Raw genomic sequence first — 22,294 nt, forward strand, 5'->3', positions numbered from 1 at the left:
TACATGCTTCGCGGGCGTCGGCGCGTACTCACCGGCGCGCTCGCGCTGGCCCTCGCGGCCCCCGCCGCGGGTGCGGCCGAGGCACCCGGCGACGGCCCTTCGTCCCCGATCCCGTTTTCCATCGCCCCGCAACCGCTGGCGACCGCCTTGCTCGCCTGGGGCAAGCAGGCGAACGTGCAGGTCCTCACCGCATCCGGATCCATCGCCAACTGGCGGTCCGGCGGTGCGCATGGCGTCCTGACACCGAACGCCGCGCTCGACGAACTGCTCGAGGGCACCGATCTCGAAAGCGAGGCCTACGATCGGCGCACGATCGTGGTCCGGCAGAAGCAGCAGCCCGGCAACGCCACGCCGGCACCCGCCGATCCGGACGTCGCCTTCGATCCGGGCACCGTTGTGCCGCTGGCCACCGTCGACGTACAGGGCCTGGTCTCCGACACCGGCTTCAAGGCCGACAGCACCCGTACCGTCACGCGCAGCGAAACGCGCCTCAGCGACGTGCCGCAATCGGTGACGGTGGTGACCCGCGACGTGATCGAATCGCAGCAGGCGGTCGATATCGGCGACGTGGCGCGCTACGTCGCCGGCGTCCAGTACGTGGACGGCTACGGCAGCTCGCCGCTGTTCCTCATCCGCGGCTTCAATGCCGGCCACGGCATGACCGACGGCATGCCCAACGGGATCGCGCGCACCGAAGACCTCCCGCCGCTCATCGGCATCGAGCGCGTGGAGGTCCTGCGCGGGCCCGAGGCGATCCTCGGCGACGCGTCGCAGAACAACAATTTCGGCGGTTCGATCAACGTGGTGATGAAGCGCCCGCAGGCGGAGCCCGTGCGTACCCTCACCTATTCGCTCGGCGAATACGACGGCGCGCGACTGGGCCTCGACCTGGCGGGTGCCGCCTCGCGGAGCGGCTCGCTCACATACCGTCTCGTCGCCGCCGGGCAGCGCGGCGAAAAGACACCGCAGGGTTACGGCGGCGGCCGGGGCGCCTACCTCGCACCCTCGCTGGCATGGCAGGACGGCAGCACGCGCATCATGGGCGGGCTGGAGTACGTGGACAACCGCGTGCCGGGTCCGGATCACACGGTACTGCTCGGACCCACACTGTCGGCCGCCACGCCCACGCTGCGCTCGCGCACCGATCCCGCCGACATTTCCCGCTTCCGGACCAGCCGCGCCGTGTTCGAGGTGGATCATGCGTTCGATGGCGACTGGACCCTGCACAGCCAGGGCCAGTACGTGCGCCAGCGCAGCGACGGGCGCAGCCTGTCCTACCTCTCCACGGGATTCGCCGGAACGCTGGACGCCGTCGCGCGCAGCTTCCGTTATTCGGGCACCTACTGGACGTGGCAGAACGACCTCAGTGCCAGCTTCCGCCACGGCGACGTGACGCATAACCTGCTGGTGGGCCTCGATCTCGCACGCACCCATGCGGGCGACAACGGCGGCGGCAGCGTCGTGGAAGACGATACGGCGGATTCGTCGGACCGCGACGCGGTGATCGTGACGCGGCCGCTCGCTTACGCCCTGCGCAGCATGAGCGATTTCTCGGCGAAGTTCGGCACATTCGTCACCCCGGTCAGCACGACGGTGCAGAACCTGGGCGGCTCGTGGCAGACCAACGCGGGCTTGTACTTCCAGGACCAGGCGACGATCGGGGAGCGCTGGAACGTCCTCGCCGCGCTCCGCCGGACCAGCTACCAGCTGGACACCCGCTGGCAGGACGGTTCGCCGCGGCGCGTGCACGAGTCGCGTTGGATCCCGAAGCTGGGCGTGGTCTACAAGGTGTCGCCGGACGTCTCCCTGTACGCGGACACGTCGACGGGCTTCCAACCCGATCCCCTCCTCGGCAAGGACGGCCAGCCGCTGCCCGTCGCCACCTCGCGGCAGGTGGAGGTCGGCGGCAAGTTCGACCTGTTCGACCAACGCGCGCGGCTTACCGCGGCGCTGTACCGCATCCGCGTCGACCACAGCGTGGACCTGGTGTCGCCGGAGCCGCCATTCTTCGCCACGCCGGGGCCGGGACAGACCAACCGTGGCCTCGAGGTCGAATTCGCGGGCCGCGTCGCACCCGGCCTGGATGTGCTGGCGAGCCTCACGGAGGCACGCATCCAGAACAACGACGACACCCGTCCCACCGGCGCACCGAAACACCAGGCCGCCATCTGGGCGAGCTACCGCTTCGGCGACGGTCGGGTGAAACCCTGGGGCGTGGCCGCCGGTGTACTGGCACGCAGCCGCAGCCTCGGCCGTACCAGCGCCGATGGCCAGTACTTCGGGATTCCGGGTCAGGCCAGCGTGGAGGCGAACGTTTCCCGCTACGGCGACAACTGGCGCGTGACGCTCGGCGTGAAGAACCTCTTCGCGCGCACGCTCTACGCGGTGAACTTCGACGAGACCTTCGTGCCGATCCGGCAAGGCCGGGTCGTGCTGCTCACGGGCGTCTACGATTTCTGACCGTAGTCGCCTTCAATCTTGCTGTAGGAGCCGCTATAGCGGCGAGGGGAACCTGCCTCGCCGCTTCATCGCTTCGTGGGCTTCTCGCCGCTATAGCGGCTCCTACATTGCTTTGCCCAAGGTCTTCAGTGCCACCGCGCAGGCCTCTTCGCGAAAAACGTCACGCTGGGCAGGGGCGCTCGACTCGGCGCTCAGCGGAATGTCGTAGCAGCCATCGGCACCGGCCACTCCGCCGTGGCGGCGCCAGAAGCGGTCGTACGCGGCGGCAGTGACGCCCGCCCGGCGATCCAGCGGATGTGCTTCCTGGGCCACGCCACGCACGCGCTCGATGCCGTAGTGGGCGGCCAACGCACGCACCACGGACAGCAGCAGGTCGCGCGGACGCAGCCCGCCGCTGGACCGGGTGAAGCGGGCGATCGCGCCGCGACCCAGATAGGCCCACGAACCGCGCATCGCCCCCACGAGCAGGCCATCGTCGCCACCGAAGGTGATCGCGCAGGACGAGATCACTTCCTTCTCGCCGTTCAGCAGGTACAGGCCCAACTCGCCCGTGCACTCGTGTTCCGGCGCGCGCGCGTGCAGGTAGGCCATCTCGCCGCCGCCGAGCGGCAGCGTGGCCAGCCGCACGTCGTGGCCCCTCAGCAGGCGCGCACTGATCCGTTCGGGAAACTCGCGCGCCACGAAGCGGTAGTGCGCCTCGATCAGCCGCGCCCGGGTCGCCATGTCGAACGACCGCGAGATGTAGTGCGACTGCCAGCGCTCGTAGACCCGGGGGTTGGACTCCGCGGCCGCACGCATGGCCCGGGACGCTCCCACGAAACCGAGCCACTGGGCCTGGCGCCGGAAGGCGGTAAGGGTACGCAGCAGGTAGGCCAGCCGCCGCTCGGGTACGGGCATCGACCGGCGGAGGGCGGCGCGGCGCCGCGCGTGGTCGACCACGAGGGCGAGGGGGCCGCGTTCCTGGCGGCTCTGGGCCCAACCGAGGGGAATCTCCTCGAAGGGCGCGCTGTGGGGGTAACGGGGCTGCATGCCTTAAAGACGTGCGAGACCCTGAAAATTGAAATTCGCGGCAAGCTTGCCAACTGCCGCGGGATCGCCGGCTGATGGCCGGCTCCCACAGGCTCCTGGCCTCTATGGGAGCCGCTTCACGGGCCCCGGGCTGTCGTGGACGCCCCTTCACCGGTGTGGCTTTGTGGGCGCCCCCCTCACCGGCCGGGGCTTTGTGGGAGCCGCTTCAGCGGCGATGGGTCGCCTCAGGCTGGCGTTTGCGGCGCTCGTCCCGCCAGACGATCCAGGCGCCGAGCAGGGTCAGGAGAGCCAGGCCGTACCAGGTGATGGCGTACATCAGATGGTTGTCGGGGAAAGCGATGACCGTGAGGCCGCCCACCGGGCCGTCGTTGCCCTCGCCGCGGCCGGGCGAAGACGCGGCGTCGGCATCGACGAAGTACGGCGCCACGGACGCCAACCCCTTCGCCGCCGCGATGGCCGCCACGTCCCGCGAATACCAGCGGTCGTTCGCGGGTTCGTTCGCTTGCAGGAACGCCCCCTTCGGCTCGCTGATGCGGAGCAGGCCCGAGATCGTCGTTTCCCCCGACGGACCGGGCGTGCAGGTGGCTTTGCCGCCGCACCAGGTGGACGAGACGAAGCCGCGGTTCACGAGCACGACGTCGCCGTTGCGCTGGCGCAGCGGCGTCATCAGCCACGAGCCCATGCCCAGTTCCGTACTGGCGCGAACGCGAACGCTCCTGTCCTGCAGGAAGGTGCCGGTAAGCTTCACCCGGCGGTACTCGTCGTTGGCCGCGCTGACCACCGGCCACTGGCCCCGGCCCGGCGCGTCCACCGGCTCCGCATGCACGCGCGCGTCGACCCGCGCGACCAGGTCGTGCTTCCACGCCCTCCGCTGCACCTGCCACGTGCCGAGCGCAAGGAAGGCGGCGAACAGGACCGCGCCCAGCAAGGCGAGGCCGCCCAGAACGAAGACGCCGCGCGGGCGGCGCGGCGTCTTCATGTCGTTGCCGGTATCCATGCCCACGTTCAAGGCAGGTTCTTGGCCTGCTGCTCGGTCATGTTGTGCGACATGCCCGGCATCATGTTCGCGTTCATGTGGTACATGACCCAGATGGAACCGGTGAGGGTGATCACGACCATCACGAGGGTGAAGATGAGCGCCAGCATGTTCCAGCCGCCCTCCGCCTTCGTGTTCATGTGCAGGAAGTAGATCATGTGCACCACGATCTGGATCGCGGCGAAGGTGAGGATCACCACCGCCAGCGTCTGCGAGTTCGGGATGACCTTGTCCATCACCAGCCAGAACGGGATCGCCGTCAGCACCACCGCGAGGAAGAAGCCCGTCATGTAACCCTTCAGGGTCACCGGGGCGTGGCCGTCGTCGTGCTCGTGGTGGTCGTGCGCGTCGTGGTGGTCGTGCGATTCGATGTGCGCGCTCACGGCAGCACTCCCATCAGGTAAACGAAGGTGAAGACGCCGACCCAGACCACGTCCAGGAAGTGCCAGAACATCGACAGGCACATGATGCGGCGCTTGTTGGCCGGCGTGAGGCCGAAGCGGCCCACCTGGAACAGCAGCGTGATCAACCAGACGATGCCGAAGGTCACGTGCAGGCCGTGGGTGCCGACCAGGGTGAAGAACGACGAGAGGAAGGCGCTGCGCTGCGGGCCCGCACCCTCGTGGATCAAGTGGGCGAACTCGAACAGCTCGATGCCGAGGAACGCCGCGCCGAACAGGCCGGTGACGATCAGCCAGGCCATCATCGTGCCGCGGCGGTTCTTCTGCATCTCCAGCACGGCGAAGCCGTAGGTGATCGAGGACAGCAGCAGCATGGTGGTGTTGAGCGCCACCAGCGGCAGGTCGAACAGGTCGGCGCCGGAAGGACCGCCCGCGTAGCTCCGCCCCAGCACGCCGTACGTGGCGAACAGGCAGGCGAAGATGAGGCAGTCGCTCATCAGGTAGATCCAGAACCCGAGCAACGTGCCGTTGGCCGGGTGATGGTCCTTGGACATCCAGAACTCGATGTCCTTTTCCGCGATCGCTGCGGAAGGCGTGGCGTTCATATCAGACATGGGCGGCAAGCTCTTCCGTGCGGGCGGCCTCGGTGCGGGCCACGACGTCGGCGGGGATGTGGTAGTCGCGCTTGTAGTTGAAGGTATGGCCGATGGCGGTGACGATCAGCGCCACGAAGGCGAGGCCTGCGATCAGGAACATGTGCCAGATCATCGAGAAACCGAACACGAAGGCGAGACCGGCGAGGATGATGCCCGCGCCCGTGTTCTTCGGCATGTGGATCGGCAGGTAGCCTTCGAGACGACGGCCGGCGTTGCGCTCCTTCATGTCCCACCACGCGTCGGTGTCGTGGATGACCGGGGTGAACGCGAAGTTGTATTCCGGCGGCGGCGACGAGGTGGACCACTCCAGCGTACGGCCGTGCCACGGGTCGCCGGTGACGTCGCGCAGTTCGTCGCGGCGCTTGTAGCTCACCCACAGCTGGACGAGGAAGGCACCGATGCCGAGCGCGATGAGGAAGGCGCCGAAGGCGGCGATCTGGAACCAGATCTGCAGCGACGGATCCTCGAAGTGGTTCATGCGGCGGGTGACGCCCATGAAGCCCAGCACGTACAGCGGCATGAAGGCGACCCAGAAGCCCACCAGCCAGAACCAGAAGGACAGCTTGCCCCAGAACGGATCGAGCCGGTAGCCGAAGGCCTTCGGGAACCAGTAGTTGATGCCCGCGAACAGGCCGAAGATCACGCCGCCGATGATCACGTTATGGAAGTGCGCGATCAGGAACAGGCTGTTGTGCAGCAGGAAGTCGGCGGGCGGCACGGCAAGCATGACGCCGGTCATGCCGCCGATGACGAAGGTGACCATGAAGCCGACCGTCCACAGCATGGGCACGTCGAAGGTGATCCGGCCGCGGTACATGGTGAACAGCCAGTTGAAGATCTTCGCGCCCGTGGGGATCGAGATGATCATCGTGGTGATGCCGAAGAACGAGTTGACGCTCGCTCCGGATCCCATGGTGAAGAAGTGGTGCAGCCACACGAGGTAGGACAGCACCGTGATCACCACCGTGGCGTACACCATCGAGGCGTAACCGAACAGACGCTTGCGACTGAAGGTGGATGTGACCTCGGAGAACACGCCGAACACCGGCAGCACCAGGATGTAGACCTCGGGGTGGCCCCAGATCCAGATCAGGTTCACGTACATCATGGCGTTGCCGCCGAAGTCGTTCGTGAAGAAGTTGGTGCCGGCGTAGCGATCGAGCGAGAGCAGCACCAGCACGGCCGTCAGCACCGGGAACGCGGCGACGATCAGCACGTTGGTGCACAGCGAGGTCCAGGTGAAGATGGGCATCTTCATCATGGACATGCCGGGCGCGCGCATCTTCACGATGGTCGCGATCAGGTTGATGCCGGACAGGGTCGTTCCCACGCCCGCCACCTGTAGCGACCATATGTAGTAGTCGACGCCGACATCCGGACTCTGCGCCAGGCCCGACAGCGGCGGGTACGCCAGCCAGCCGGTGCGGGCGAACTCGCCCACGAACAGCGAGGCCATGACCAGCATCGCGCCGGCCACCGTCATCCAGAAGCTGAAGTTGTTGAGGAACGGGAAGGCCACGTCGCGCGCGCCGATCTGCAGCGGCACCACGTAGTTCATGAGGCCGGTGACCAGCGGCATCGCCACGAAGAAGATCATGATCACGCCGTGGGCGGTGAAGATCTGGTCGTAGTGGTGCGGCGGCAGGAAGCCCGGGTTGCCGTTGAAGGCGATGGCCTGCTGGGCGCGCATCATGATGGCGTCGGAGAAGCCGCGCAGCAGCATAACGATGCCGAGCACCATGTACATGATGCCGATCTTCTTGTGGTCGATGCTGGTGAACCACTCGCTCCACAGGTAGCCCCAGAGCTTGTGCTTCGTGATGAGCGCGAGCAACGCGAGGCCGCCGATGGCGACCGCGACGAAGGTGCCGATGAGGATCGGCTCGTGGTACGGAATCGCCTCGAGGGTGAGGCGTCCGAAGATCAGTTTGGATAGATCTGGCATGTTCATTACCGGGCTCGGCAAGGCTTGAATTCGTTGGGGGCCGGGGCGCTCAGAGCGGCCGCCCGGCGGGCGTCATCGGCTGGCCGCCGGTACCGCTGGCGACGCACAGGGCGCCCACGTAGCGCTTCTCGTCGGCGATGCCGACGCGCGCACGGGTGGCCGCGTCGAGCGAGGTCACGTTGTAGGCACCTACCACGCCCTGACCGCCCTGCGCGTCGAGCGCCATCATGTCGCTCACGCACATGCGGTTGGACTCGACGCAACGGTTGAGGATGGCGTTGTACAGCCCCGGGGCCACGGTGCCGTAGTAATGCACCGGTTCCTTCTCGCTGGGCTGCTCGAGCTTCAGGTAGTCCTCGCGGCCGAGCTGGTCGCCGCTGGCCTTGGCCTTGGCCACCCACGCGTCGAAGTCGGCGTCGGACAGGCTATGGAAGCGGAAGCGCATGTCGGAGAAGCCGGCGCCGCTGTAATTGGCCGAAATACCCTCGAAATCGCCGGTTTTGTTCATGACCGCGTTGAGCTTGGTCTCCATGCCCGGCATGGCATAGATCATGCCGGCCAGCGACGGGACGAAGAACGCGTTCATGACGGTGGACGCGGTGATATGGAATTCGATGGGACGGTCCACCGGGGCGGCCATCTCGTTCACCGTGGCGATACCTTGTTCGGGGTACAGGAACAGCCACTTCCAGTCGAGCGCCACGACCTCGACGACGAGGGGCTTCGTGCCTGGAGCCAGGGCGCGGGCATGGTCGACCTGCTCCACCGGGCGATACGGGTCGAGCTTGTGCGTGCTCGTCCAGGTGACCGCGCCCAGCGCGATGATGATCAGCAGCGGGGCCGACCAGATCAGCAGTTCCAGCACCGTGGAGTGGTTCCAGTCCGGGTCGTATTCGGCATGGGCCGCCTTGTTCGACTCGCGGTACTTCCAGGCGAAGGCCAGGATCATGAAGATCACCGGGACGATGATGATCAGCATCAGCACCACGGAAATGATGATCAGATCGCGCTGCTGCCGGGCAATGTCGCCGGAGGGCGAGAGCAGGACGGCGTCGCAGCCCGACAGGAGCAGGGCCAGGGCGGGGATCAGCAATCCGCGCAACATCTTCATGGACATTCGCATGATGGGGCAACCGTGGGGACACGAAAAAATACGCCGAACGGCCCGCGCCCACCATAGGACACTTTGTCCCATGGCCCTGCAAGCCGAGTAGTGCGATCCTTCGCTATCCTGCCATCCACCTCCCCGAGCGGGCCGAATACGATGTCGAGCATTTCACACGCCGATCACAATGCCGCCGAGGGCGCCGAACGCGACGTCCGGCGCCAGCACCAGCACCACACCAGCCACGCCGCCGTGGCGCCCGGCGAGATCGCCGTGGGCGTGGTCATCGGCCGCGCCTCGGAATACTTCGACTTCTTCACGTACGGCATCGCGTCCGTCCTCGTGTTCCCGTCGGTGTTCTTTCCCTTCCTGAGCCAGCTGGACGGCATCCTGCTGGCCTTCACGATCTTCTCGTTCGCCTTCATCGCCCGGCCGATCGGCACGACCCTGTTCATGGCGATCCAGCGCACCTGGAGTCGCGGCACCAAGCTTACCGCCGCCCTGTTCCTGCTGGGCACCTCCACGGTGTGCATGGCCTTCCTGCCGGCGAACACCACGCACGGTTACACCGTGATTGTGATTCTGGCGGTATTGCGCTTCTTGCAGGGCATTGCGCTGGGCGGCTCCTGGGACGGCCTGCCTTCCCTGCTCTCGCTGAACGCGCCGAAGCACCGCCGCGGCTGGTACGCCATGCTCGGCCAGTTGGGCGCCCCGACCGGCTTCCTGATCGCGGCCTCGCTGTTCCTGTTCCTCAATACCCAGCTGTCCCGTGAGGACTTCCTGGACTGGGGCTGGCGCTATCCGTTCTTCGTGGCCTTCGCCATCAATGTGGTGGCCCTGTTCGCCCGGCTGCGCCTGGTGGTCACCGAGGAATACACCCAGATGATGGAAGAGGGCCAGCTCGAGCCGATCGGCATCATCGAGATGGTCCGCGCGCAAGGCTACAACCTGTTCATCGGCGCCTTCGCGGCCCTGGCCAGCTACGCCCTGTTCCACATCGTCACGATCTTCCCGCTGTCGTGGATTTCGCTCACCCGCTCGCAGGACATCAATAATGTCCTGATCGTGCAGATCGTGGGCGCCCTCGTGGCGATCCTGGCCACCGTGGCGTCCGGCGTCATCGCCGACAAGGTGGGCCGCCGTAACACCCTGGGCACCATGGCCGTGCTGATCGGTCTCTTCGCCATCGCCTCGCCCTGGCTGCTGGGCGGCGGCAAGCTGGCCCAGGATGCCTTCCTGGTCATCGGCTTCGCCCTTTTGGGCCTGTCGTACGGCCAGGCCTCGGGCACCGTCACCGCCAACTTCGCCAAGCGTTTCCGCTATACCGGCGCCGCCCTGACCTCGGATTTCGCATGGTTGATCGGCGCGGCCTTCGCCCCGCTGGTCGCCCTGGGCCTGTCCCATCGTTTTGGCCTGGGCGCGGTCAGCGTCTACCTGCTGTCCGGCGTGGCCTGCACCCTGCTGGCCCTGCGTATCAACCGCGCGCTCGAGACCGATAAGAACAAGGCCTGAGCCCGTCCTGTAGGAGCCGCTATAGCGGCGAGAGCAATCTGGCAGCACCGCGGCCAGGTTTTCTCGCCGCTATAGCGGCTCCTACAAGAATTACGCCCTGAAATTGCCGCCCGATCCCCGGCGGCACGGCCCAGCTCCACGGCGTTACCCTTACGCCATGCTCTTCGACCTCCCCGACCACGACACCCTCTACCGGGCCCTGCTGGACCGCGACCCCGCCTACGACGGCCACGTCTACGTCGGCGTGACGAGCACGGGCGTCTTCTGCCGGCTGACCTGCGCGGCCCGCAAGCCGAAATACGAGAACACCCGGTTCTTCGATTCCGTGGCGGGCTGCTTCGAGGCGGGCTTCCGGCCCTGCCTGCGCTGCCGGCCGCTGGACCCGATAGGCCAGCGGGAGCCCCTGGTGTCGGCGCTGCTTCGCTGCCTGGAGGACGAGCCGGAGCGGGTGTGGTCGGAGGACGATCTGGTCCGCCTGGGCTACGACCCCTCCACCGTCCGGCGCAGCTTCAAGCGGCACCTCGGCCTGACCTTCCTCGACATGGCGCGCCTGCGCCGGGCCGGCCGGGGGATGGATAAGCTGGTCGCGGGGGCCAGTGTCATCGACGCGCAGCAGGCCGCGGGGTACGGGTCCGGCAGCGGATTTCGCGAAGCCGTCGTGAAGCTGCTGGGCGACTGCCCCGCCGAGCTGCGCGGACGCGAATGGCTGAAAGCCGACTGGATCGAGACGCCCATCGGCAGCATGCTGGCCGTAGGCGACACGCAGACGCTGCACCTGCTGGAGTTCTTCGATCGCACCGCCCTGCCGAACGAGTTGAAGCGGCTGCGCGCGGCGACGCGCTCCACGATTACCTTCGGGCGAACGCCGGTCATCGAGCGGATCGAAGCGGAACTGCGCGAATACTTCTCGGGCTCGCGGCGTTCGTTCGAGACACCGCTGGCGATGCATGGCTCGCCTTTCACCCGCGCCGTATGGGATGAATTGATCGCGATTCCACCGGGCACGACACGCAGCTATTCAGAGGTTGCCGCGGCGGCGGGACGGCACACGGCCGTACGCGCGGTGGCGAGGGCGAACGGCGCGAACCAGATTGCGATCGTGATTCCGTGCCACCGGGTGATTGGAGCCGACGGGTCGTTGACGGGGTATGGCGGTGGACTGTGGCGGAAAGACTGGTTGCTGCGGCACGAGCGGAAGCTGGTGTAATCGGGTCTCGCCGCTATAGCGGCTCCTACAACGATTGCCGGAACCTTGTGCTCCTACAACGGTTGCCGGAGCCTTGTAGGAGCCGCTATAGCGGCGAGAGCACGTAACCTCAACCCAACACGGGATACGGTCCATCCTCGAACACGGCGTCGTGATAGCCCTTCACGCCGACGACGCGCGCCATCTCGCTGCGGAAGTCCTCGCCACGGCGCAGGCAGTCCAGCACGAAGGCGAAATCGCGTTTCGGCCGCCAGCCGAGGTCGCGCGTGGCGCGCCCGCTGTCGTAGACGCGATCCAGCGACGGCAGCAACCTCCAGCCGCGCGTGGCATACAGCGCATCCGCGTCCGGGAACAGGCGGCGCACCACGCCGGCGGCGTCACGGCGCAGTTCCGCCACGTCGCCGCGCACGAACGGCGGCGTCGCCGAAACGATGTAGCGGCCGAATCTCAGCGCGGGCGCACGTTCCAGCGCGGCAAGGTGCGCCTCGACGATGTCCTCGATATCCGCACGCCGGTACAGCAACTCGTTGGCCTGCATGTTCGCGGTGTCGTATGCGGAACGGACGTGCGCGTTGTCGTCGTCCTCCGGAAAGAACCGCGACGTACGCAGCACCAGCACCGGCAGCTTGTCCTTCCGCGCGACGAGTTCGCACATGCCTTCGGCGGCGATCTTCGTCGCGCCGTAGATGTTCTTCGGAATCGGCGCCACGTCCTCGTCGATCCATGCCGCCGGCTCGCCCGGCGCGGGCGACAGCGCCGCACCGAACGCACTGGTGGTGCTGGTGAAGACGAACGACCGCACGCCGTGCGCCACCGCCGCCTCCAGCAAGGCCACGGTGCCGCCCACGTTGGTGTCGACGAACTCGCGTTTCGAATGCGTCGCCACGTGCGGCTTGTGCAGGGTGGCACTGTGGATCACCTGCGCGACCCCGGACATCGCGTCGCGCACGAAGGCCTCGTCGTGGATCGAACCGACGACGTGCGTGTACGGGGACGGCTTGATGTCCAGGCCGCGCACCTCGCGGCCGTCCGCCTGCAGGCGGCGGACCAGCGCTTCGCCAAGGTGGCCGGCGCTGCCGGTGACGAGGACGGTCATCGTGGATCGCTCCGTTACCAGATCAGGTCGTCCGGGACGACGAACTGCTTGTAGTAGTCGTCCACCTCTTCCTCGGAGGCCGCCGGCCCGCCTTCCTTGCGCCCGTGATCGAGCACGATCGTCTCGGGCGAGCGGGCGTGGATCTTGTCGGCCGGCATTCGCGGGATCAGCTCGTAGCCGTCGCCGAGGCGTGCGACGACCAGGGCGCCCGTCGCCAGCTGCGACCGCAGGCTCTCGTTCACGAAGATGCTGGCGATCTTCTCGCCATCGGGGAAGCGATAGGCGATATCGCCGTCGCGCTTCACGCGGGTCGTTTCGACGATCTGGCGGACCTGGGCGCGGATCTCACGCGCGCGGGCTTCGGCATTGCGCTCCGCGGCCAGGGCGCGATCGCGCTCCGCGCGCTCGGCCTGCAGCCTGCGCGCATCCACCTGCTCTTCGGCGGGTGCCGCCGGCGCCTTGCCCTGGCGCTGTTTCGCCTGGTCGCGAACGATCTTGGCGGCCTTGTCCTTTTTGACCAGGCCGGCCTTGAGGAGCTGTTCCTGCAAGGGATTGCGCATGGACGATGACTTCTTGCTGCGAAAGTCACGATTCTAACGCCGAAGGCTTGGTTACATCGCGTTACGTGCCTAGGCTTGAGGACCTCCCCGGAGGTAGAACCATGCACGCCCGACCTTCCCTGCGCCCGGCACGGCTCGCCCTCGCGCTCGCCATGCTCCTCGCCACGCCCGCCTTCGCCGCCGATGGCCTGCCCCCGCGCAGCGCCTGGAAAGCCAGCAGCTCTTCCGAGCAGGTACCCGCGCTCGCCCCGGCGCATGCCATCGACGCGGACGAGACCACCCGTTGGGGCGGCGGCTTCAGCCCCGGCCAGTGGTTCCAGGTGGACCTGGGCAAGGTGGCGAAGGTCGGCGGCGTGCGGATCCATTGGGACAGCGGCTTCGCTGCCGCCTATTCGATCCAGACCTCGGTGGACGGGAAGGACTTCCATCCCGTCTACCGCGTGACCGATGCCCCCGGCGGCACCGAGTACCTGGTCTTCCCGGCGACCGATGCGCGCTACGTGAGGCTCGCCGCGCCCGCACGCACCGCGGACTGGGGTGTTTCGGTGTTCGAGTTCGATCCCCTCGCCGCCAACGAAGCGGCGCGAATCTCCGGATTGGGCGACAAGGGCGACGGCGCCTCGCTCTGGGCCGACGGCAGCGCGCGCGACCTCGTCGGCAAGGGCCCCCTCGGTAGCCGCCAGCTGGATATCGCCCTTCCCAGGGCGCTCGATATCGCCGGCATCGAGGTCACCTGGGCCGGTCCGCGCGACGGCGCCACACTGGAAGCACGCGATGCGAACGGCCGGTGGAGCACGGTCGACAGCGACCCGGGGAGCCTTGGCGACACGTCTTACCTCGCCGCGCGCAAGGCGGCCGAGACAACCGCGCTACGCCTCGTCGTCGGCACGCAGGACGGCGCCACGCCGAGGATCGGGCGCCTGCGCCTCCTCGGTCCCTCGCGCGCGATGACCGCGATGAAGCGTTACCAGATCGCGGCTTCGCGGGCGAACGCCGAACTCTTCCCGTCGTCCCTGCACATGCGGCAGGTGTACTGGACCGCCGTGGGCGTACCGGCCGGCCTGCAGAAATCCATCTTCGACGAATACGGGAACATCGAGCCATTCAAGGGCGGACCGCAGGTCCAGGCGATCTGGCGCGACGCGTCCGGACGTACCGCCGTCTCCGACAACGTCGAGCGCACGCATGCGCTGCGCGACCGTTGGAAGCCGATCCCTTCGGTGGGCTGGACGGTGCAGCCGGGCCTCGCGATGAACAGCGAGGCGGTCGCCGTGCAGGGCGACGGCCAACCTGTCGTGCTGCTGCGTCATCGTCTGCGCAACGAGGGAACGACCACGGTCGATGGCACGCTGTCGCTCGTCGTGCGGCCCATTCAGGTCAATCCGCCGTGGCAGAACGGCGGCCCCTCGCCCATCCACGATATCGCCATCGCCGGCGACCCGGCGCGAACCGACGTACGCGTGGAAGGTCGCACGCTGCTGTCCTCGTTGACGCGGGTGGATGCGGCCGGCGCCGCGCCCTTCGGGGCGCATGGCGAGACCGAGGTCACCGCCCAGGTCGCCGCGGGCACCGTGCCGTCGACGCGCGAAGCCCATGACGACGACGGCCTCGCCGCCGGCGTGCTGGACTACCGCGTGCACCTCGCGCCCGGCGACCAGCGTGACATCGTCGTGGCCTTTCCCCTCGGCAATGCCCCCGCCGACGCGCATGGCCACTTGCCGGAACCGCCCGCCGTCGATCGCCGCACCCTGACCGCCGACGGCTATGGGAAGATCGTCGCCCAGGTATCCGACGAGTGGCAGAAGCGCCTCGGCGGCGTGGGGCTTTCCCTTCCCGATACCTCGCTCGTCGACATCCTGCGCTCGCAAGCGGCGTACATGCTGGTGAACCAGACCGGCCACGCCATGCAGGCCGGTCCGCGCAACTACAACCGGTCCTTCATCCGCGACGGTGCGGCCACCGCGTCGATCCTGCTGCGCATGGGCGAAGTGAAGACGGCGCGCGATTACCTGGACTGGTACGCCGCGCATGCCGTGCACGAGAACGGGCTGGTATCGCCGATCCTCAATGCGGATGGGAGCGTCAATCGCGGCTTCGGTTCCGACATCGAATACGACAGCCAGGGCGAATTCATCAACCTGGTGGCGGATGTGGCGCGCTTCGGCGGCGGCCCGGACAGCGTGAAGGATTATCTGCCGAAGGTGCGCGCCGCCATGCGCTTCATGCAGGAACTGCGCGAGCGCACGATGGTACCGGGCTATCTGTCCAACCTGCCGGCGCCGGAGCGTTTCCACGGCATCATCGCGCCGTCGATCAGCCATGAAGGCTATTCCAGCCCTACGCATAGCTACTGGGACGATTTCTGGGCGTTGAAGGGCTGGCACGACGGCGCGTGGCTCGCGGACCAATGGGGCGACAAGCCGCTTGCCGCGTACGCGCGCGAACAATACGCGGCGCTGCGCGAATCGATGCGCCGGTCGATCCTCGCCACCATGGCATGGAAAGGCTCCGACGTGATTCCCGCGGCGGCGGACCTCGGCGACGGCGATCCCACGAGCATCTCCATCGGGCTCGATCCCGCCGGGCAGATGGACATCCTGCCGCACGACGCCCTGGTCCACACCTTCGACCGTTACCTCGCCGACGTGCGCAAGCGTGAGAGACCGGGCGAACTGTTCGCGTATACGCCCTACGAGCTGCGCAACGTCCTCACGTACGTGCGCCTCGACCGCCCGGACGACGCCGCGGAACTGCTGGCCGACGTGGTGCGCGACCGGCGCCCGCCCGAGTGGAACATGTGGGCCGAAGTGGTGCATTCGCGCCTGCGGCATCCGGGGTACCTGGGCGACATGCCGCATACATGGATCGGCTCCGAGTACGCGCGGACGATCTTCGGCATGCTGATGCGCGAGGCCGACGACGGCCTCTACCTGTTGCCCGGCGCGCCGGCGTCGTGGGTCGCCGGCAAGGGCCTCTCGGTGACGCGGCTGCCGGTCGCGTACGGATCGCTGAGCATGCGCGCGCGACGCGAGGGCAACCGGTTCACCGTGACGCTGGACAAGGGGATTCGCGCGGGAACGCCGGTTCGGGTGTTCTGGCCGGATCGGATGAAGCCTGCGCGGGTGATGGTGGATGGAAAGGCCGTGGAGCGATGGGATTCGGATGGCGTGAGGCTGGCGAAACCGTTCCGCACGCTCGTTGCCGACTACTGAGCGCGAGCCGCTAGCGGATGCCCAGCACGCGCAGGCGGTCCACCAGCACGGCGGCCATGCGCTTCGCGGGATAACCGCGGGAATCCGCCGTATACCGCATCAAGCCGACGGCCACCGGCGAGGAATCGCCGGTGGTCTCCACCTGCCAGTGCAGCACGCCATGGGCGACACCCGTGGCGCGATCGATGCTCTGGCGCAGAGGCAGGATGACTAGGCGATGCGTCGCCCCCGCCGAGGATTCCTCGGCGTTATGTACCGCAAGCACCTCGCGCTCGGGCAGCGCGGTACTGTGGCGGCTGCCCGCCGCGTCGGTCACCGTCACCTCGACGGCGAGGCCGTGGCGACGCACGAGCTCCTCGACATCAGCCACGTCCGCGTCCATCTTTTCCGCGCCCAAGCGTTCGGCAATGGCCCGGTCAAGCTTCCGCGCGCCCGCGTACAGACCCTCCGAGCCCATCGCGTGCAGGGGCGCGAAGGAGTAGACCTGCATCTTGCCCACGGTGATGTCGCCGCTCGCATCCACGCGTTTGCCGACGCTCGCCACGGGTGCGCACGCCGCCAGCCAGAGGGCAGGCAGCACGACGCCAAGGCATGGCATGAGCGCGCGACGGGCACGGGATACGAACGTGGTACTCATCTGAAGTCGACCAGCACCGTGACCGGACGGCTGAATTCACCGGCACCGACGGGTTGCTTCGTGCCGCGCATCCGCGCGTTGAAGACGAAATCCTCGCCTGTGCCGAGGGCGTTGAAATCGACGGGCACGCCCGGCCTGATCGTATTCTTCCTGGTATCCGCGATCTCGAGGGCGACGTTCTGCGGCCCGCGGGGAATGGAGAAGAGCTGGGCCGCGTCGGGGTCCGCATCCGAAGGCGCGCCGAACGTGAAGCTGGCGATCATGCCCACGGGCTCAAGGCATTCCTGCACCGTGAGGCGAAATGACGTCCAGGGCGTGGCCCTGTCCGGGTTGTCGAAGTCGCCCACATGAGCCTGGCCGAGATCCACGTCCTGGTTGATGCTTTCCGGCGTAATAGTGCAAGCCGGACGCCTGAAGATCAGATTGAAGATCTCCATCGAGCGGAACACCACCAACCCACCTCCCGTCCGGTCGACGTTGGACTGGGCGATCGCGCCGGCGTCCACGTTGCCGAATTCGACACGACCGGGCATCCGGTAGATTTCATAGCCGACGACATCGCCATCGCTGCGCACGGTGTCGCCTGCATTGAAGCTACGAGTGAAGTCGTGCGGGAAGTATCTTTTCGGGCCAGTGCCGCTTTCCTGGAGGAACAGGCGTATGCCGAAACCGGAAGGCCTTCCTCCCACGGTCAACGGAAGCAGGCCGTCGGCGGGGTTACCTGCCTGCCAGCGACCGCGAAACGCCGCCGTTCCCGCATCGCACGTCAGCAGGAGCTTACCCTCTCCCGCCGCGCTCCCCTCGCGAACCATGGTGCCCACGGGTATGGCGTTATGAACGTCCACATAGGTCGTCTGCCCGATATGGTACGTGGCGAGATTGTTCATCGTGCAGCCGGCGAATGCCGGCGCGGCGTGGAATCCGGCCAACAGGACGGAGCAACCGATTGCCCGGCGAAGGAAAAGTCCGGTTTTCTGTTTCATCAAATTACCTCTTTCCGTAAGGAGTGACATCCACGACGGCGTCGTGGGTCGGGAAGTGACTGTCCAGCCACAGGGTCCAGCGCGAGGCGCGGCGGATAAGGTCGGTGCGGTAACGGGCGTTGATGTGCGGCGTGCGCGAGTGGTAGTTGGAGGCGCGCGTCCATACGTCCCCAACGTCGTTGCGCAGGTGGCCGCGTATACGCCACGCCGCGAGCATGAAGGGATAGCACCCAGGTGCGGCGACATCGGCTGCCGTGATCCCGTAACGGCCCAGATCGCGCAGGTAGGTCGTATTGAACTGCAACGAGCCGACGTCGAAGCTGCCGTTTTCGTTACGCACCCATTGGCCGGGCTTGCCGGCTTCCTTTTCGGCTACCGCGAGAAGGATGTTCGCGGGGACGTCGTAGGCAAGCGCGGCACCTAGGGAGCAAGTCACCATTTCCTGGCGGGCAGGGGGAATGTCCGGAAGAACGTCCATCATGCCGGCTCTCCGGAGGGGGGCTTGTCGTCCTGCATCGACAGGCGACCGTCCGGTGGCACGGCATCCAGCGGCAGCGACAACGGTGACGTCGATTGTTCGTCGCCACGGCTGCGCAGATGGGGTTTGCCGGGCCTCTGTCGCGGCGAGTCCGGCTCACTCGCTTCCGGCATGCCGGTATGCTCATCGTGCACACCTGTGACCGGCGTCGCGGGAAGTACCGCTGCACCGGGAAGCACGTCTACGCCTTCATCTCGGACGGAAGCGACCGGCTTCATGTCGCCCTGAATGACAGTGCCGATCGGCGGCGACGTCGAAGCTACCATCGCGCTCTGCCTCGCATCATTACTTCGTCCCTGAACATGCCCGTCATTGGTTGCCCCAGGTCTGGCCGTATGCCGATGCTCGATGGGACTCCACATCGCGTCGATTGCGTCGTGCGCGGTCGATCCGGACGAGGGGAAGCCGGAAGTATCTCGTGGAGTTGTCGCGAGCTCGGCCCCCGATGCATCGACGAGTGTTTCTCGCTGTCCCTCGGAAACCTGTCCGGCGACGCACGAGGTGCCGGTATCGAGGTCTTGCCCACTATCCGCCAAGCGTGCGCTCTTGCCGGTCACATCCTCCGTTTTTGTCGGCATGGATGCCGTAGCTTGGCGAGGCTGCGCGTTAGCCTGGGTCGCCTCGTTGGACACCATATCGGCCATGCCGCCCTCCGTCATACCGTTCGAAAGATGGTGGGATGCCGATATGTCCAAGGCCCCCGCTGGGGAAAGGTGCGACGTGGGCAGGTTCATGGTGTTCTCTGGCGCCGACGTGCTGATATGGAGACCCGTCTTCGCATCGTCGGGCGTCGTGTCCTGACGTGCGTTATCCGCCTGCTCGTCGATGCGCGGCATCTCGACAGCACCTGCTGGGGAAAGGTGCGACGCGGACAAGCTCACGGTGTTCTCTGGCGCCGACGTGCTGGCATGGAAACCCGTCTTCGCATCGTCGAGCGTCGTGTCCTGACGTGCACTACCCACCTGCTCGTCGATGCGTGGCATGTCGACGGCACCTGCTGGGAAAAGTTGCGACATGGACAGATTCACGGTGCCCTCAGGCACCGACGCGCCGGTGTAAAGACCCGTCCTTCCATCGTCAAGCGTGGTGCCCTGACGTGCGTTATCTACCTGCTCGTCGATGCGCGGCATGTCGACGGCACCTGCTGGGGAAAGGTGCGACGCGGACAGGCTCACGGTGTCATCGGGCGCCGGCGTGCCGGCGTGAAGACCCATCCGTCCATCGTCGAGCGTCGTGTCCTGACGTGCGTTATCTATCTGCTCGTCGATGCGCGGCATCTCGACAGCACCTGCTGGGGAAAGGTGCGACGTGGACAGGTCCATGGTTTCCTCGGGCGCCGACGTGCTGATATGGAGACCCGTCTTCGCATCGTCGGGCATCGTGTCCTGACGTGCGCTACCAACCTGTTCGCTGATGCGCGGCATGTCGAGCGGCTCCTTGCCTCCTTCGATAGCGGCCATGACGGACTCGTGCTGTCGCGCGACCTCTTCGTCGGCAACGGGACGCAACCGGCTGTAGGTGTGATTGGTTCCATTTGCTTGCGGCGCATCGACATATTGTCCGGCCGCCACTCCAGCAAATGACGGCTCCAACCGCCCCTGACTCGCGGTATTGGCATGTCGTACCAGATGCGCTCCCGGCTCAGCGGTGGCCGAGGGCACCGCACTCGCCGGACCGGTATCCACACCGGCCACATGCGACGAATCGCGCACCAATGTCGAGCTGACGAAGCGACTGGGCAGGTCCTCTCCGGCTCCCTGTGTCCTACTGAACACACTGCCGCCACCCGGTGCCCTATGCGGGTCCTGCGATCGGGTAACGCCAAACGGATCGGAGCTCCCCGTGGCGTGGAACGGATCGCTCATACCGCCGGAGGTGATCGCGGACCGATGCACAGCATCCATCACAGAATCTGTACGGTAAGAAGTCGTCGCCTCCGACGCGGAACCTCTCGAAGGGCTGCCACCGTCAGGAAATCGACCCGCAGCAGCGGCCATCACGGAACTGCTCGCGGCGCCGATCGCGGTACCCGCCGCACTCGCCGAACCCGCATACAATCCCAGGGTCGACCCCGTCACCAATGTATAGATGAGCTGAGGAAGCTTGAGCGAAAGGATCACCATCAGGATCGACACGGCAAGCATGAGACCGAGATACGGGAAGGTGACAAGTGTGTCGCTCACCGAGGGGCTCTTGTACTTGAGCTCGGTCAGAAGCTTTGCCGCAATCTTGCCTATGAAGCTGAGCACGAGCAGCGCGGCGCCTACGGCGACCACGTGCTTGTAGAAATTGATCGCGATGGGAGAGGTCCAACGAGCGCCGCCGAATCCAAGCAAGAAAATTCCCGCATAGCCAAGCACCCAGGCCATCACCAGCGCGAGCAGAAACTGCGCCGCGAGGACGGCGCATATACACAGGATGGCAAGCCCCATAAGTCCGGTCAGCAGTCGATCTGCATCGCTACCCTCCCCCGCCTCCATGACCACCGCATAGAACACGGTCAGGCCGCGTGACATGACGTCATTTCCCTTGCTGACAATCAACTCGGTAGACGGGTTGGAAGCGTCATCGTTGGCCATCTGCAGGAACGACGCGGTGATGTCTTCGACGAAACCGCCGCCACCCTGGTGCGTACTGGCGTTGACAAGAAGCCAATAGAACGTGCCGCTGACGATGATGAAGCGCAGAAGCTCCATCAGGAGTTCGCCGATATCCTGTCGCAGGATAAGCGCAGCCATGGTCCAGACTAAGCTGATCGCAGCGAGCGAAACAAAAAGCGACTTAGCCGCCGTCAGAATCGTGTCGCTGAGACTACTCGACGTGAACATCCTCATGGCATGCCCGACCACGTCGCGCGTGTCCACGAATTCATCGGCGCTGGCGACCGGCAGAACGAAAAGCCAGAGAATCGTGGCCAGAGCTACCCGTATGCGGAGAGATAGATACATGTTTGCAGCCGGAAAAATTGGGTCTCGTGGAGGTCTATCGCCTATGGCCGAGAGATCGAGCGGCGCCTGCCCGCGCCGCTCCCGGGATCAGTAGGCCTCTAACGGCTTCATGCTGAGCGCCGTGTCGAGACCCTCGCGAAGCCTGATGCCGACCGCGACGGCGCGGGCTTCACGGTCCGCCGAGGCCTGGGCTTCGGCAACGCGCGCGGACTCTGCGGCGAGCATCGTCGACCGAATCTTCATGAGCTGATTGATCTGGGATCCCGAAAGGGCGTTCGCCACTTGTAGCTGACGACCATGGCCCTCGGCGGTCGCCGTGAGGTCCGCCAGCTCCTTGATGCTTTCCACTTCGCCCAGCAATTCCGCCTCGTCGTCAGCGATAGTCGCCACCAGGGCATCGTTAGCTGCCTTTCGTGCACGCGACGACTCAATGGCCGCTTTATCGCCGAACGAGGCCGGGGCCTTCGCGTGATCCTCGACCGTCTTGTAGTGCTTCACATAGTCGTCCGTCGACTGACCGTCCATGATCGCCGCGAGCTTGTCCTTGAACGGAATGGGGATGATTTCGTCCCCTCCTTTGTTGATAATCCAGGTAAATTCGTTGTAAATCTCAGTATTGAACTCGATATTCTTATTGATTTCCGTATTTACATTCAGGATGTCTTTATTGATGTTCTTGATGGCCGTAGTCGACTTATCGATATTGGTAGTTGATTTGTTTATCGATAGTGTCGACTTGTCGATGTTGTTCGTGTAGTAGTTGATCGTTCCCGATTCCTTGTCCGCTAGCTGGCGATGAATCCCCGTCAACTGGAAGTTCTGCGCGACGTTCGATGCGAAGACGGCCATGTCAAACACGGGCGTGACCGCATGCGTGGGGCCGGCTACCAATGCACCCGCCAGCGCCAGTGCGCATGCATTCCTCTTCATGTAATTTGCTTTCAACGTTGCCTCCTTGTGGTGGGGATA

16 protein-coding genes and 1 pseudogene are annotated in these 22,294 nt (G+C 66.0%); 4 read left to right on the forward strand and 13 right to left on the reverse strand.

The window, feature by feature from the left end; translation table 11 throughout:
* Positions 1 to 3: 3 nt before the first annotated feature.
* On the forward strand, positions 4 to 2,460 hold the full coding sequence (locus HBF32_RS13100; protein ID WP_166700038.1) for a TonB-dependent siderophore receptor: 2,457 nt from the start codon (positions 4 to 6) through the stop codon (positions 2,458 to 2,460).
* 102 nt (positions 2,461 to 2,562) lie between these two features.
* On the opposite strand, the gene HBF32_RS13105 is transcribed toward HBF32_RS13100, so the two are convergent.
* The 6 genes from HBF32_RS13105 to cyoA all read right to left on the reverse strand — a co-directional run bounded on the left by HBF32_RS13105 (position 2,563) and on the right by cyoA (position 8,638).
* Positions 2,563 to 3,489: a DUF535 family protein gene (locus HBF32_RS13105; protein WP_166700039.1), complete on the reverse strand. Its 927-nt coding sequence runs from the start codon at positions 3,487 to 3,489 to the stop codon at positions 2,563 to 2,565.
* A 205-nt stretch (positions 3,490 to 3,694) separates the two neighbouring features.
* Entirely contained in the window at positions 3,695 to 4,492 is a 798-nt protein-coding gene (locus HBF32_RS13110; RefSeq protein WP_338039803.1) for an SURF1 family protein, read from the reverse strand.
* 2 nt (positions 4,493 to 4,494) lie between these two features.
* Positions 4,495 to 4,908 carry a cytochrome o ubiquinol oxidase subunit IV gene (cyoD, locus tag HBF32_RS13115; RefSeq protein WP_166700040.1) on the reverse strand — a complete coding sequence of 138 codons (414 nt, stop codon included), beginning with the start codon at positions 4,906 to 4,908 and terminating at the stop codon, positions 4,495 to 4,497.
* Positions 4,905 to 5,480 (reverse strand): cytochrome o ubiquinol oxidase subunit III, encoded by a 576-nt coding sequence (cyoC, locus tag HBF32_RS13120; RefSeq protein ID WP_205287759.1) that lies wholly within the window; start codon positions 5,478 to 5,480, stop codon positions 4,905 to 4,907. The genes cyoD and cyoC overlap by 4 nt, the downstream gene beginning before the upstream one ends.
* A 52-nt stretch (positions 5,481 to 5,532) precedes the next feature.
* Positions 5,533 to 7,527, reverse strand: a complete 1,995-nt coding sequence (cyoB, locus tag HBF32_RS13125) for a cytochrome o ubiquinol oxidase subunit I (protein WP_166700042.1) — start codon at positions 7,525 to 7,527, stop codon at positions 5,533 to 5,535.
* Positions 7,528 to 7,576: 49 nt separating this feature from the next.
* A complete protein-coding gene (gene cyoA, locus HBF32_RS13130; protein WP_205287739.1) occupies positions 7,577 to 8,638 on the reverse strand; it encodes a ubiquinol oxidase subunit II in 1,062 nt (353 codons plus the stop codon).
* A gap of 153 nt (positions 8,639 to 8,791) precedes the next feature.
* Here cyoA and HBF32_RS13135 point away from each other — a divergent pair, with 153 nt between their 5' ends.
* Entirely contained in the window at positions 8,792 to 10,144 is a 1,353-nt protein-coding gene (locus HBF32_RS13135) for an MFS transporter (RefSeq protein ID WP_166700043.1), read from the forward strand.
* A 157-nt stretch (positions 10,145 to 10,301) separates the two neighbouring features.
* Positions 10,302 to 11,351 carry a bifunctional transcriptional activator/DNA repair enzyme AdaA gene (locus tag HBF32_RS13140; protein WP_166700044.1) on the forward strand — a complete coding sequence of 350 codons (1,050 nt, stop codon included), beginning with the start codon at positions 10,302 to 10,304 and terminating at the stop codon, positions 11,349 to 11,351.
* 109 nt (positions 11,352 to 11,460) lie between these two features.
* Here the strand turns inward: HBF32_RS13140 and HBF32_RS13145 are convergent, their stop codons facing one another.
* Positions 11,461 to 12,447, reverse strand: coding sequence for an NAD-dependent epimerase/dehydratase family protein (locus HBF32_RS13145; RefSeq protein WP_166700045.1), 987 nt, complete (start codon positions 12,445 to 12,447; stop codon positions 11,461 to 11,463).
* A 14-nt stretch (positions 12,448 to 12,461) separates the two neighbouring features.
* Positions 12,462 to 13,007: a DUF2058 domain-containing protein gene (locus tag HBF32_RS13150; RefSeq protein ID WP_166700046.1), complete on the reverse strand. Its 546-nt coding sequence runs from the start codon at positions 13,005 to 13,007 to the stop codon at positions 12,462 to 12,464.
* 101 nt (positions 13,008 to 13,108) lie between these two features.
* Between HBF32_RS13150 and HBF32_RS13155 the strand changes: the two genes are divergently transcribed.
* Complete coding sequence (locus HBF32_RS13155; RefSeq protein ID WP_166700047.1) at positions 13,109 to 16,219, forward strand: discoidin domain-containing protein; 3,111 nt, start codon at positions 13,109 to 13,111, stop codon at positions 16,217 to 16,219.
* Positions 16,220 to 16,229: 10 nt separating this feature from the next.
* Here the strand turns inward: HBF32_RS13155 and HBF32_RS13160 are convergent, their stop codons facing one another.
* From HBF32_RS13160 to HBF32_RS13180, 5 genes and pseudogenes are all read right to left on the reverse strand, one after another.
* Positions 16,230 to 16,856 (reverse strand): hypothetical protein, encoded by a 627-nt coding sequence (locus HBF32_RS13160; RefSeq protein WP_166700048.1) that lies wholly within the window; start codon positions 16,854 to 16,856, stop codon positions 16,230 to 16,232.
* Complete coding sequence (locus HBF32_RS13165; RefSeq protein WP_166700049.1) at positions 16,853 to 17,839, reverse strand: fimbrial protein; 987 nt, start codon at positions 17,837 to 17,839, stop codon at positions 16,853 to 16,855. Before HBF32_RS13165 ends, HBF32_RS13160 begins: the two co-directional genes overlap by 4 nt.
* A gap of 34 nt (positions 17,840 to 17,873) precedes the next feature.
* Positions 17,874 to 18,317, reverse strand: a pseudogene (locus tag HBF32_RS13170) (lysozyme family protein); the annotation flags it as partial.
* Positions 18,317 to 21,325, reverse strand: a complete 3,009-nt coding sequence (trbL, locus tag HBF32_RS13175; protein ID WP_166700051.1) for a P-type conjugative transfer protein TrbL — start codon at positions 21,323 to 21,325, stop codon at positions 18,317 to 18,319. The gene trbL and the pseudogene HBF32_RS13170, both read right to left, overlap by 1 nt.
* An 87-nt stretch (positions 21,326 to 21,412) precedes the next feature.
* Positions 21,413 to 22,270: a TrbJ/VirB5 family protein gene (locus HBF32_RS13180; protein WP_166700052.1), complete on the reverse strand. Its 858-nt coding sequence runs from the start codon at positions 22,268 to 22,270 to the stop codon at positions 21,413 to 21,415.
* Positions 22,271 to 22,294 lie beyond the last annotated feature (24 nt).

The sequence above is a fragment of the Luteibacter yeojuensis genome (assembly GCF_011742875.1).
GTDB lineage: Bacteria > Pseudomonadota > Gammaproteobacteria > Xanthomonadales > Rhodanobacteraceae > Luteibacter > Luteibacter yeojuensis.

Bases quoted from the DNA above. Each gene is read 5' to 3' on its own strand.
- HBF32_RS13100 (WP_166700038.1), top strand. From the start codon at position 4: ATGCTTCGCGGGCGTCGGCGCGTACTCACCGGCGCGCTCGCGCTGGCC.
- HBF32_RS13105 (WP_166700039.1), bottom strand. From the start codon at position 3,489: ATGCAGCCCCGTTACCCCCACAGCGCGCCCTTCGAGGAGATTCCCCTC.
- cyoC (WP_205287759.1), bottom strand. From the start codon at position 5,480: ATGTCCAAGGACCATCACCCGGCCAACGGCACGTTGCTCGGGTTCTGG.
- cyoB (WP_166700042.1), bottom strand. From the start codon at position 7,527: ATGCCAGATCTATCCAAACTGATCTTCGGACGCCTCACCCTCGAGGCG.
- cyoA (WP_205287739.1), bottom strand. From the start codon at position 8,638: ATGAAGATGTTGCGCGGATTGCTGATCCCCGCCCTGGCCCTGCTCCTG.
- HBF32_RS13135 (WP_166700043.1), top strand. From the start codon at position 8,792: ATGTCGAGCATTTCACACGCCGATCACAATGCCGCCGAGGGCGCCGAA.
- HBF32_RS13140 (WP_166700044.1), top strand. From the start codon at position 10,302: ATGCTCTTCGACCTCCCCGACCACGACACCCTCTACCGGGCCCTGCTG.
- HBF32_RS13145 (WP_166700045.1), bottom strand. From the start codon at position 12,447: ATGACCGTCCTCGTCACCGGCAGCGCCGGCCACCTTGGCGAAGCGCTG.
- HBF32_RS13150 (WP_166700046.1), bottom strand. From the start codon at position 13,007: ATGCGCAATCCCTTGCAGGAACAGCTCCTCAAGGCCGGCCTGGTCAAA.
- HBF32_RS13155 (WP_166700047.1), top strand. From the start codon at position 13,109: ATGCACGCCCGACCTTCCCTGCGCCCGGCACGGCTCGCCCTCGCGCTC.
- HBF32_RS13160 (WP_166700048.1), bottom strand. From the start codon at position 16,856: ATGAGTACCACGTTCGTATCCCGTGCCCGTCGCGCGCTCATGCCATGC.
- HBF32_RS13165 (WP_166700049.1), bottom strand. From the start codon at position 17,839: ATGAAACAGAAAACCGGACTTTTCCTTCGCCGGGCAATCGGTTGCTCC.
- trbL (WP_166700051.1), bottom strand. From the start codon at position 21,325: ATGTATCTATCTCTCCGCATACGGGTAGCTCTGGCCACGATTCTCTGG.